Source organism: Pseudomonas sp. B8(2017) (assembly GCF_002113575.1).
Lineage (GTDB): Bacteria > Pseudomonadota > Gammaproteobacteria > Pseudomonadales > Pseudomonadaceae > Aquipseudomonas > Aquipseudomonas putida_Z.
Map to the genome: position 1 here is coordinate 1 of NZ_NEIO01000006.1, position 12,392 is coordinate 12,392.

The 12,392-nt window shown below is 61.9% G+C and carries 8 protein-coding genes; 7 read left to right on the forward strand and 1 reads right to left on the reverse strand.

The genetic code is table 11. The annotated features are described in order from the left end of the window. The 6 genes from CAG22_RS11205 to CAG22_RS11230 all read left to right on the forward strand — a co-directional run. The coding region (locus CAG22_RS11205) for an immunoglobulin-like domain-containing protein (RefSeq protein ID WP_305880243.1) at positions 1-6,048 on the forward strand (6,048 nt) is incomplete at its 5' end. A 305-nt stretch (positions 6,049-6,353) separates the two neighbouring features. Beyond that, positions 6,354-6,695 (forward strand): hypothetical protein, encoded by a 342-nt coding sequence (locus CAG22_RS11210; protein ID WP_025337260.1) that lies wholly within the window; start codon positions 6,354-6,356, stop codon positions 6,693-6,695. Between the two features lie 199 nt (positions 6,696-6,894). After that, positions 6,895-7,794, forward strand: coding sequence for a TauD/TfdA family dioxygenase (locus CAG22_RS11215; RefSeq protein ID WP_085691932.1), 900 nt, complete (start codon positions 6,895-6,897; stop codon positions 7,792-7,794). A gap of 18 nt (positions 7,795-7,812) precedes the next feature. Continuing rightward, positions 7,813-8,832: an ABC transporter substrate-binding protein gene (locus CAG22_RS11220; RefSeq protein WP_025337262.1), complete on the forward strand. Its 1,020-nt coding sequence runs from the start codon at positions 7,813-7,815 to the stop codon at positions 8,830-8,832. A 6-nt stretch (positions 8,833-8,838) separates the two neighbouring features. Further along, positions 8,839-9,702, forward strand: coding sequence for an ABC transporter ATP-binding protein (locus CAG22_RS11225; protein ID WP_085705481.1), 864 nt, complete (start codon positions 8,839-8,841; stop codon positions 9,700-9,702). A gap of 14 nt (positions 9,703-9,716) precedes the next feature. Continuing rightward, entirely contained in the window at positions 9,717-10,580 is an 864-nt protein-coding gene (locus CAG22_RS11230) for an ABC transporter permease (protein ID WP_015268522.1), read from the forward strand. Between the two features lie 118 nt (positions 10,581-10,698). Here the strand turns inward: CAG22_RS11230 and CAG22_RS11240 are convergent, their stop codons facing one another. Continuing rightward, complete coding sequence (locus CAG22_RS11240) at positions 10,699-11,259, reverse strand: WYL domain-containing protein (RefSeq protein WP_025337264.1); 561 nt, start codon at positions 11,257-11,259, stop codon at positions 10,699-10,701. Between the two features lie 207 nt (positions 11,260-11,466). On the opposite strand from CAG22_RS11240, the gene CAG22_RS11245 reads away from it, so the two are divergent. Next, complete coding sequence (locus tag CAG22_RS11245) at positions 11,467-12,261, forward strand: tetratricopeptide repeat protein (RefSeq protein ID WP_085691933.1); 795 nt, start codon at positions 11,467-11,469, stop codon at positions 12,259-12,261. The last annotated feature ends 131 nt before the right edge of the window (positions 12,262-12,392 follow it).

Here is a 12,392-nt window from a genome sequence, read left to right on the forward strand (position 1 = left end):
GACCTGGTGATCAAGCTGAGCAACGGTGAAAGCATCACCATCGCTGCGGGCTCGAAAGAAGCCTCGATCACCATCGATGCGCCGAGCGACGATGTGTATGTCGATGCCGAAAACCTGAGCGTGACCGTTACCGGCACCACCGGTGGTGACTTCGAGAAGCTGGACGTCAGCAGCACTGCGGCTGTGACCAAGGTCACTGACACCATCGACACCACCACCGTGACCCTGACCGCCACGCAAAGCGTGGTCGAGGGCGGCGTGGTGACCTACACCGCATCGGTCAACCACAAAGTCACCGGTTCGGACCTGGTGGTGAAGTTGGCCAACGGCCAGACCATCACCATCCCGGTGGGCGAGTCGTCGGCTTCGGTGCCGTTCACCGCACCGAACAACGTCCATAACACCAACCTGGACCTGACCAACAAGATCACCGACATCTCGGGCGGCAATTACGAGAAGACCGTGGCCGTTGGCGAGCCGGTGACCACCGTCACCGACAACCCGGCGACTCCGGACGTCACCACGCTTACCCTGACCGCGACGGACACCGTGGCCGAAGGCGGCAAGATCACCTACACCGCTACCTTGACCAACAAGGCCGGTACCGACCTGGTGATCAAGCTGAGCAACGGTGAAAGCATCACCATCGCTGCGGGCTCGAAAGAAGCCTCGATCACCATCGATGCGCCGAGCGACGATGTGTATGTCGATGCCGAAAACCTGAGCGTGACTGTCACCGGCACCACCGGTGGCGACTTCGAGAAGCTCGACGTCAGCAGCACCGCGGCTGTGACCAAGGTCACCGACACTATCGACACCACCACCGTCACCCTGACGGCGACTTCGACCGTCGCTGAAGGCGGCGTGGTGACCTACACCGCGTCGGTTAACCATAAGGTCACCGGTTCGGACCTGGTGGTGAAACTGGCCAACGGCCAGACCATTACCATTCCGGTGGGCGAGTCGTCGGCTTCGGTACCGTTCACCGCGCCGAACAACGTCCACAACACCAATCTGGACCTGACCAACAAGATCACCAATATCTCGGGCGGCAATTACGAGAAGACCGTGGCCGTTGGCGAGCCGGTGACCACCGTCACCGACAACCCGGCGACTCCGGACGTCACCACGCTCACCCTGACCGCGACGGATACCGTGGCTGAAGGTGGGGCGATCACCTATACCGCCAGCCTGACCAACAAGGCTGGCACCGACCTGGTGATCAAGCTGAGCAACGGTGAGACGATCACCATCGCCGCCGGCTCGAAAGAAGCCTCGATCACTATCGACGCCCCAAGCGACGACGTCTACGTCGATGCCGAAGACCTGAGCGTGACTGTCACCGGCACCACCGGTGGCGACTTCGAGAAGCTGAACATCAGCAGCACTGCAGCCGTGACCAAGGTCACCGACACCATCGACTCCACTACCGTCACCCTGACCGCGACTTCGACCGTCGCTGAAGGTGGCGTGGTGACCTACACCGCGTCGGTCAACCACAAAGTCACCGGTTCGGACCTGGTGGTGAAGTTGGCCAACGGCCAGACCATCACCATCCCGGTGGGCGAGTCGTCGGCTTCGGTGCCGTTCACCGCACCGAACAACGTCCATAACACCAACCTGGACCTGACCAACAAGATCACCAATATCTCGGGCGGCAATTACGAGAAGACCGTGGCCGTAGGCGAGCCGGTGACCACTGTCACTGACAATCCGGCCACTCCGGACATCACCACGCTCACCCTGACCGCAACGGACACCGTGGCCGAAGGTGGCAAGATCACCTACACCGCTACCTTGACCAACAAGGCCGGCACTGACCTGGTGATCAAACTGAGCAACGGTGAAACCATCACCATCGCGGCCGGTTCGAAAGAAGCGTCGATCACCATCAATGCCCCAAGCGATGACGTCTACCTCGATGCCGAAAACCTGAGCGTGACTGTCACCGGCACCACCGGTGGCGACTTCGAGAAGCTGAACATCAGCAACTCTGCAGCTGTGACCAAAGTCACCGACACCCTCGATAACACCGGGCTGACCCTGACTGCTACTCCTACCGTCCAGGAAGGTGGCCAGATCACCTACACCGCCACCTTGACCAACAAGGCCGGCACCGACATGACCATCAAGCTAAGCAACGGCGCCGTCATCAGCATCGAAGCGGGCAAGCTCTCCGGTAGCGTTACCGTTCCGGCGCCTACCGATGACGTCTATATCGATGCAGGCAACGTTTCGGCGAAGATCACCGAAACCAGCGGTGGCAACTTCGAGAAACTGAATGTCAGCGATACGGCGGCGGTCACTGCGGTAACGGATACCATCCAGACCACCACCCTCAGCATCAGCGGCACCTCCGCGGTCGCCGAAGGTGGCGATGCCACGTACGTCCTGAACCTGACCAACAAGGCCGAGAGCGACGTCACCGTCAAACTGACCTACACCGGCACCGCGGCCGATGGCACGGACTACACCGGCGTGGCCACCGTGGTGATCAAGGCCAACAGCACGCAGGCAACGTTCACCATCCCGACCCTCAAGGACAACTTCACCGAGGGCACCGAGCATTTCACTGTCAAGATCGATTCGGCCACTGGCGGCAACTTCGAGAAGCTCGACATCAGCTCCAGCGCCGGCAGCGTGACCACCCAGATCTTCGAGCCAGCCCCGGTTCTGGACCTGGATGGCAACGACTCCAGCGGCAAGACCGGTGCCGACTACCAGACCACCTTCACCGAGAACCAGCCAGGCAGTGGTGTGTCGATCGGCGATGTGGACGTCACCATCACCGACTTCGACAGCTCGAAGCTGACTGGCGCGACGGTCACCCTGACCAACCGCCAGCCGGGTGACGCACTGAACCTGGGCAACAGTGTCAACGGCATCTCGATCAATGCCAACAGCACCGACGGCAAGGTAGTCCTGACCCTGAGCGGCGCTGCATCGCTGGCCGACTATATCCAGGCGATCAAGAACATCACCTTCATCAACAGCAGCGAGAACCCGAGCACCACGCCTCGCATCATTACCGTGACGGTGACCGACGGCGTTAATACCTCGAACACCGCCACGACCACGGTGAATGTGATCGCAGTCAACGACGCACCGGTTGCCACCGGCGGCGCCGTCACTGGCGTCGAAGACACGCCGCTGGTGCTGACCTGGAACGACTTCAACATTTCCGACGTCGACAGCCCCCTGTCGAGCCTGGGTGTGACCTTCACCCAGCTGCCAGCGGGTTCCCTGCAGCTCTTCAACGGCACCGCCTGGGTCAACGTCGCCCAGAACCAGACCGTCAGCCAGGCCGACATCGCTGCCGGCAACCTGCGGTTCGTGCCGAAACCCAACGAGTCGGGTATCGACGGATATGGCGGAACGGGCGTCGGCAACAAGCAGGCCGACTATGCCCAGATCAAGTACAAGCCTACCGACGGTACCGCTGCTGGTGGCGAGGCCACGCTGAAGGTCGATATTGCACCTGTAGCCGACAAGCCTGGCCTGAACATCGGCAGCAACACCCCCGATTCGCTTGGCCTGACCAAGGAAACCTGGAACAGCCTCACGGGCCTGGGCACCAACGGCAACGGCATCAGCGGTACTGCGCTGAAGAACGTGTTCGCCAACTCTGGCAGTGCCAGCAAGACCGAGCAGGTTACCAGCGCCGATTCGGGCGGTAGCGTTGCCGCCGGCACTGGCTCCAAGACCTCCGGCCTGATCTACCTGGAAGCCGGCCAGACCTACACCTTCAGCGGCACCGCCGATGACAGCCTGCAGGTCTACATCGGCAAAACCAGCGTGGTCGGCGCCACCTGGGGGGCGGGCGGTACGATCTCCGGTAGCTTCTCGCCGCCTGTCAGCGGCTACTACACCCTGGAGATCTACCACGCCAACCAGTCCGGCCCGGGCAGCCTGGATATCAACGTCAAGGTCGGTAACGGCCCGGTGACCGACCTGAGCAGCTCGGCCATCCCGATGTACCCGAACGTTGCGGCGATGGGTAACGCCGGGCTTTCCGTGTCCGATTTCCATGGCAGTGACGGGCAGGGCTACTACGACGGCTACAAGCTCAACGAAGGGCCGGAGAACGGCACCGTCAAGCTGGTTGGCATTTCCACCAACCTGACCGACACTGACGGCTCCGAGAGCCTGAGCGTCAAGCTGGACGGCATTCCGGCAGGTTCGGTGCTCAGCGATGGTGCCGGTCATACCGTAACCGTCGGCGCCACTTCGGTTGACGTCACCGGCTGGAGCCTCAACGGCCTGAGCATCAAACCGCCGGCGTACTACCAGGGCAGTTTCGATGTGAAGGTCACCTCGACCGCCACCGAGAGCGTGGGCGGCAGCAAAGCCTCCACCGAAGGCACGATCAAGGTAACTGTCTATCCGGACACCTACACCGCCAACAACCTGACCACCGACAGCGACAGTTTCACCGGCACCGCCACCAGCGACATCATCGTTGCCGACATCAGTGGCCTGCATGTGACGCCGGGTCAGGACTACAACATTGCGTTCATCGTCGATACCTCAGGCAGCATGGGCAGCGCGGTCGATGCCGCGCGCAACTCGTTGAAGTCGGTGTTCGATACCTTGGCCAACAGCGTCAAGGGCGCGCAGTCCGGTACAGTGAACATCCTGCTGGTGGACTTCTCCACCCAGGTGAACAGTACGGTTTCGGTCAACCTGGGCGACAAGAACGCGTTGAGCACGCTCTACACTGCGCTCAATACGCTCTATTCCAGCGGCTCGACCAACTACGAGGATGCCTTCAAGACCACCGCCAACTGGTTCAAGCAATTGATGGACGCGGGCAACACCGGTAGCCGCCAGACGTTCTTCATTACCGACGGCCAGCCGAACGTGTACCAGGCTGGCGAACGTGAGGGCACCTTCAAGAACATCGGCACCACGGTGGATTCCGTGCTCAAGTCGATCAGCTACAAGTTGGGCGACGTGGTCACCAACAAGATGGTGGGCAGCGACAACCGCTTCAGCATCGATGCCAAAGGCAACATGACCGCCGAGTACTGGGGCAAAAAGGGCTGGACCAACGACAGTGGTGCGTCTGGACAGCTGCATGCCCAAGGTGATGGCACCTTTGAGTTCTCCTACGCTGAAAGCGGTTACTACTATGTGGACTACAACTCGCAACAAAGCTTCCTGTTGCTGTCCAACCTGTCTGGCGTGGAAGCCATCGGCCTGAACAGCGCGGTCAATGTCAACGACCTGAAGCCCTACGACACCGATAGCAAGCCGCAGACCAACATCGACCCGAGCAAACTGGCGGAAGCGATCCTGGGCCACACCGAAGCCACCGTGCCGGGCAATGACACCGTCAACGGTGGTGATGGCAACGACATCATCTTCGGTGACCTGGTGAGCTTCGGTTCGGTCGCCGGCAACGGTGTCGAAGCCATACAGGGCTATGTCGCAGGCCAGCTGGGTGTGGCCCTGGGTGATGTCGACGGTCGCGTGCTGCACAAGTACATCGTCGAGCACGTCAGCGAATTCGATGTCTCGCGCAGCAACGATGGCAATGACATTCTCAACGGTGGTGCGGGCAATGACCTCCTGTTCGGCCAGGGCGGCGACGACACCCTCGACGGTGGCAAGGGCAATGACATCCTGATCGGTGGCCTGGGCAAGGACACTTTGCTCGGTGGTGAAGGCAATGACATCCTGCTTGGCGGCAAGGGCGATGACACCATGACCGGTGGCAGCGGTGCCGACACCTTCGTATGGAAGGCTGGCGATACCGGCAATGACGTGATCAAGGACTTCAAGGTGGCCGAAGGCGACCGCATCGACCTGAAGGACCTGCTCCAGGGCGAGAAGGGCAGCACCATCGACAACTACCTGAAGCTCACCACGGTGGAAGGCACGACGACGCTGCAGGTCAGCAGCGAAGGCAAGCTCAATGCCGCCGGTGGTATCGCCAACGCCGATGTGACCATCAAGCTGGAAGGGGTGAACTGGTCCAACACCACGATCAACTCGTTGATCAGCGGTGCTGACCCGACCATCATCGTCCACAACAAGGACAGCTGATGCGCCAATGGGCTGCCCTGCAGCCCATCGCCATCACCGGCTTCAGGCTGGCGCTGTCCCTGTAGGAGCGGCCTTGTGTCGTGATGGGCTGCAGAGCAGCCCCCAGGTCTTCGGCATTGTTGCCGAAACCGTGGGGCCGCTTTGCGGCCCTATCGCGACACAAGGCCGCTCCTACAGGGCGCGTGCCTGGGCCTTTCCCGCAACTCCATGACAGCGCATACTCTGGTGCCGGGCCGGCGTGCCTGGTGATCTTTGCCTATGCTGCTGTCTACCACCAAGGAACCAATGTGACGAGGGACACCGCCATGTTCTACGTGCAACGCGATGCCGCTGGCCAGTTGCTGCGGGTAGAAGCAGCCGCTTTTGACGAGTTCACCGAAATGCTCCCCGCCGACCATGCCGATATCCAGGAATGGTTTGCCCATGACGTGGTGGAAAACAGCCTAAACCAGCTCAAGCAAAGCGACCTCGACATGATCCGCGTGCTCGAGGACCTGATCGATGTACTGACCGCCAAGGGTGTGTTCAAGATCACCGACCTGCCCCCCGGTGCGCAGGCCAAGCTGCTCAACCGTTCTACAGCGCGCAAGGCGCTCAGCAGTCTGAACAACCTCATTGATGAAGAAGAGCAGGGCGGCTTGATCTGATTGCGTAGCACCCCTGGCAGCAGTGCTATGGTTATTCTTTAACGGTATTTAAAATAAAGCTCTTATGACTTTATAGTCACTTCCACTGCGTACCCGTCGACCAATCGATGCGCCGCACGACTTGAACCCACACGGGAAATCCCCGTGCGTTTCTGATCGTTGCGCGCCATTGAAGTCGCGCACTGCGTGGGAGTGAAAAATGTCAGCCGCCTCGAACGCCTTGTCGATCATCGACAGCGCCCAGCCGCAACGCTTCGAAATCCGCCCGTTCTCCGGTGCCGTGGGCGCCGAGATCATCGGCCTGGACCTGGCCAAACCGGTCAACGCCGAGGATTTCGCCCGTATCCATCGCGCCCACCTCGACCACCATGTGCTGGTGTTCCGCGACCAGCGCATCAGCCCCGACCAGCAGATCGCCTTCAGCCGCCGCTTCGGCCCATTGCAGATCCATGTGCTCAAGCAGTTCCTGCTCGCCGGCCACCCCGAGATCCTGATCGTTTCCAACATCGTCGAAAACGGCCAGAACATCGGCCTGGGTGATGCCGGCAAGTTCTGGCACTCGGACCTGTCGTACAAGGAACTGCCCAGCCTCGGCTCCATGCTGCATGCCCAGGAACTGCCCGACGAGGGCGGCGATACCCTGTTCGCCGACATGCACAAGGCCTGGGACGCCGTACCCGCGGCCCTGCGCAAGGTCATCGAGGGCCGTGATGCTGCGCACTCCTACACCGCCCGTTACGCCGAGACCAAATTCGAAGGCAACTGGCGCCCGACCCTGACCGCCGAGCAACTGGCGCAGGTACAGGAAGTCATCCACCCGGTGGTCCGTACCCACCCGGAAAACGGCCGCAAGGCGCTGTTCGTCAGCGAAGGTTTCACCACCCGCATCGTCGGCCTGCCAAGCGACGAAAGCCGCGACGTGCTGCAACAGCTGTATGCCCTGAGCGTGCTGGAGCAGAACATCTACCGCCACCAGTGGCAGCCCCACGACCTGGTGTTCTGGGACAACCGCTCGCTGATCCACCTGGCCACCGGCTGCCCCGCACACCTGCGGCGCAAGCTGTATCGCACCACCATCCAGGGCGATGCCCCGTTCTGACGACTGAGGAAACCCATCATGCGTAAATCCATCAGCCGCCTGGCGGCAAGCATCGGCCTGGGCGCAAGCCTGGTCGTAGGCAGCCTGGCGGCCCCCGCCGCGGCGCAAGCAGAAGGCAAGATTCGCATCGCCGAACAGTTCGGCATTGTCTACCTGCTGCTGAACGTAGTGCGTGACCAGCATCTGATCGAAAAACATGGCAAGGAGCAGGGCATCGACATCGAAGTCGATTGGGCCCAGCTGTCGGGTGGTTCGGCCATCAACGACGCACTGCTGTCCGGTTCGGTGGACATCGCCGGTGCCGGCGTCGGCCCACTGTTGACCGTGTGGGACCGTACCAAGGGCCGACAGAACGTCAAGGCCGTGGCCTCGCTGGGCAACTTCCCGTACTACCTGGTCAGCAGCAACCCCAACGTGAAGACCATTGCCGACCTCTCCGACAAGGACCGCATCGCCGTGCCGGCGGTAGGCGTTTCGGTGCAGTCGCGCTTCCTGCAATACGCCGCCGCCCAGCAATGGGGCGACAAGGAATACAACCGCCTCGACAAGTACACCCTGGCCGTGCCGCACCCGGATGCCACTGCCGCGCTGCTGGCCGGCGGCACCGAACTCAACGGACACTTCTCCAACCCGCCGTTCCAGGACCAGGTGCTGGCCAACAAGAACGTGCACGTGGTGCTCAACAGCTACGACCTGCTCGGCCCCAACTCGCCGACCTTGCTGTTCGCCACCGAAAAATTCCGCAAGGACAACCCCAAGACCTACAAGGCCTTCGTCGATGCGCTGGCCGAAGCCGCGGACTTCGCCCAGAAGGACAAGGCGGCCGCCGCCGACACCTACATCCGCGTGACCAAGGCCAAGATCGACCGCGACACGTTGATCAAGCTGATCGACAACCCGCAGTACGAATTCACCGTCACGCCAAAGAACACCTACAAGCTGGCCGACTTCCTCTATCGAGTAGGCGCCATCAAGCACAAGCCGGAATCGTGGAAGGACTACTTCTTCCAGGATGAACGCCCGCTGCAGGGGAGCTGACCGATCATGACCGCCCCATTGCCAGGCCACACGGCCAGCAACCTGAGCCGTGTCGCAACGCCGCCTTTGCTCAAGGTGGATAACCTCAGCCTCGAATACCGCACCGCGCAACGCGTGGTGCGGGCCACCCACCAGGTCAGCTTCGAAGTCGACCGTGCCGACCGCTTCGTGCTGCTCGGCCCCTCCGGCTGCGGCAAGTCCACCTTGCTCAAGGCCGTGGCCGGGTTCATCTCGCCCCAGGAAGGGCAGATTCTGCTGCAAGGTCAGCCAGTCAGCGGCCCAGGCCCCGACCGCATCGTGGTGTTCCAGGAGTTCGACCAGCTGCCGCCATGGAAGACGGTGAAACAGAACGTCATGTTCCCTCTGCTGGTGTCGGGCCAGCTGAAACGCGCCGAGGCCGAGGAGCGGGCGCTGCACTACCTGGAAAAAGTCGGCCTGGCCGCCTTCGCCGATGCCTACCCACACACCCTGTCGGGCGGTATGAAAGCGCGCGTGGCGATTGCCCGGGCCTTGGCCACGCAGCCGAAAATCCTGCTGATGGACGAACCGTTCGCGGCACTTGATGCGCTGACCCGGCGCAAGATGCAGGAAGAACTGCTGCTGCTGTGGGAGGAGGTGCGTTTTACCCTGCTGTTCGTTACCCACTCCATCGAAGAGGCTCTGGTGGTCGGCAACCGCATCCTGCTGCTGTCGCCCCACCCGGGGCGGGTGCGTGCCGAAGTGCACAGCCACCAGTACGACTTGGGCAGCCTGGGTGGTAGCGACTTCCAGGCCAGTGCCCGGCGCATCCATCGTTTGCTGTTCGATGAGGCGGCTGCCCCCGAACAGCCCGACGATCTTGGTTTCAACGATATCCGTATCGCCTACTGACAGGAGCTTCAGCCATGACCACTACACCTGTACGCCAGGAATACGAGGTGCAGCTGGAGCCTTTGCTCAGTGTGCCTGTGGAGCGCAACCTGCCGTTGGCTCAGCGCCTGTGGCAGCACGGCTGGTTGCGCAAGGCGGTCATCCTGCTGGTGATCGCCGTGCTGTGGGAGGCCATTGCCCGCTACCAGGGCAACGATCTGCTGCTACCAACCTTCCTGCAGACGGCCACGGCGCTGTGGGACGGCATGGTCAGCGGTGAGTTGCCGGCCAAGGTTGGCGTGTCGCTGGTGATTCTGCTCAAGGGTTACCTGCTGGGGATCATCCTGGCCTTCGGCCTCACCAGCTTGGCGGTGTCGACCCAGCTTGGGCGCGATCTGCTGGGCACCCTGACCTCGATGTTCAACCCGTTGCCGGCGATTGCCCTGTTGCCGCTGGCTTTGCTGTGGTTCGGGCTGGGCGACAACAGCCTGATCTTCGTGCTGGTGCACTCGGTGCTCTGGGCGCTGGCGCTGAATACCTATGCGGGTTTTCTCGGCGTGTCGGAAACCCTGCGCATGGCCGGGCGCAATTACGGCCTGAAGGGGCTGCGGCTGGTGCTGCATATCCTTGTCCCGGCGGCGCTGCCATCAATCCTCTCGGGGCTGAAGATCGGCTGGGCGTTCGCCTGGCGTACACTGATCGCTGCCGAGCTGGTGTTCGGGGCCAGCAGTGGCAAAGGCGGGTTGGGCTGGTACATCTTCCAGAACCGCAACGAGCTGTACACCGACAAGGTGTTTGCCGGGTTGGCGGTGGTGATCCTGATCGGCTTGCTGGTGGAAGGGCTGGTGTTCAATACCCTCGAGCGGCTGACGGTGCGGCGTTGGGGGATGCAGCGCTAACTGGTATGCCTGTGCCGGCCTCTTCGCGGGCTTGCCCGCTCCCACAGGAAAACCACACACTTCAGAATCTGTAGAGTACCTGTGGGAGCGGGCAAGCCCGCGAAGAGGCCAGCACAGGCTAAAAATTCTGGTACTGCGCCGCCGCATTGCTCAGGATCTTGCCAATCTCCTCCCGCAAGCCGCCCGGCTGCTCCACCACCACCCCATCGCCATGGCTCAACAGCCACCAGCGCAACGGCCAGCCGTCACTCACCGTAGCCTGCAACCGATGCCCGTGCTCCAAGGCCGTCAGCTGCATGTCGCTACTCAACGGCGCAACCCGCAACTGCCGCGCCAGCGTATCGCTGATCCGCGCCACCAACTCCACCCCCTCGCCCCGAGCCGGTTGCAGCGCATCACCGCGCAGGTGCGTCAACAAGTCGAAATTGCCGCGCAAGTCGCCCACTGCGCTCGCCGACCAATGCCAGCCAAACGGGATGCTCTTGTCATTGCGCTCCAGCGGAAATATCAGCGACAGCTCATTGAGATCACGCTCGACAGTGCGTTTGCTGACAGTGAAGCCCACGTCACGCAGGCGCCAGACCAATTCGGCGCTGGTAATGCCTGGGGAACGGCTGGGCAACTGGCGCAGCAGCGCCCACTGTCGGCTGAGGGTGGCGCGAGTTGTGGCGAACGGCAAAAGATAACGTCCTTGTCTAGGCTTGCCGCAATAGGATGGCGGCAGGCGTGGGTCATGGCAATTGGCCACAGCCTGCTCAGATCAAGGAAGTCGCATTTGGTTGCCTGGCGCCGAATCGTTCGCGACAGGTTTTGACGTTACGTCACGCAGAATCACGCCTCATCACAGCCGAAGGTTGGGGTTGTGTGTCGTTCAATGAGGATGAACATGTCTGCTGCCAGCAATATCCATTCGCTGCTTGCCCGCCTTTTGCCCGAGCGGGTCATTGCCCCACCGGCCGCTGTCGGGAGGCGACAGCGACTGTTTGCCGGGATAGGGTTGCCCAGCCAGCGCTCGCTGCTGGTCAGCCGCCTGGACGAAGCCAGCGACTTGCAGGCGGTGTACGTCGACCTGCGCCGCCAGGCCTTGCAAGGCAGCGTGGCGGCGCTCAACGACCTTGGCTGGATCTGGCTCAACGGCAAATACTGGCGTGCTGACACCGTGTTGGCCGGCCACCTGTTGCGCATGGCGGCCCTGCAAGGCAATGCCGCGGCATGGTTCAACCTTGGGCAGCAACATTACTTCGGCAAAGGCATCGAGCCCTCTTACATGCAGGCGGCGGAGTGCTACCGGCAGGCTTTCGAGCGGGGCATGCTGCATGCCGCTGCCGCGCTGGGTGACCTGTACGAGGAAGAGGTGTGTGATGGCGGCCTGAAGTGGCAGGTCGACCTGGTGCAGGCCTACCAGTGGTTCCTGCGCGGGGCCGAGCAGGGCGAGGCACGCTGCCGTTTCGAGGTGGGCTACCGGCTGATGCATGGGCTGTACGTGGAGGCTGATCTCAAGGCCGCGCTGTACTGGCTGGAGCTGGCAGCTGCTGCGGGGGTGGTACAGGCGGCCGAAGAGCTGGCGGTGCACTTCAGCAGCCGTGACGAGGGCCGCTACCAGGAGTGGCGTGACCGGGCGGTGCAGATGGGCAGTACATTGGCCTTGACCATGAAGCTGGAAGACCAGATACAGCCCTGAATTTGCTGCTGCTTGTCCGGGCCCTTTCGCGGGCTCGCCCGCTCCCACAGGAATTGCACAAATTTCAGGTCCTGTGAGGTCCCTGTGGGAGCGGGCAAGCCCGCGAAAGGGCCAGTAAGACAAAAGCATGA

Coding starts and splice junctions, on each gene's coding strand:
- CAG22_RS11215 (WP_085691932.1), top strand. CDS start 6,895: ATGTCAGCCGCCTCGAACGCCTTGTCGATCATCGACAGCGCCCAGCCG.
- CAG22_RS11210 (WP_025337260.1), top strand. CDS start 6,354: ATGTTCTACGTGCAACGCGATGCCGCTGGCCAGTTGCTGCGGGTAGAA.
- CAG22_RS11220 (WP_025337262.1), top strand. CDS start 7,813: ATGCGTAAATCCATCAGCCGCCTGGCGGCAAGCATCGGCCTGGGCGCA.
- CAG22_RS11245 (WP_085691933.1), top strand. CDS start 11,467: ATGTCTGCTGCCAGCAATATCCATTCGCTGCTTGCCCGCCTTTTGCCC.
- CAG22_RS11225 (WP_085705481.1), top strand. CDS start 8,839: ATGACCGCCCCATTGCCAGGCCACACGGCCAGCAACCTGAGCCGTGTC.
- CAG22_RS11230 (WP_015268522.1), top strand. CDS start 9,717: ATGACCACTACACCTGTACGCCAGGAATACGAGGTGCAGCTGGAGCCT.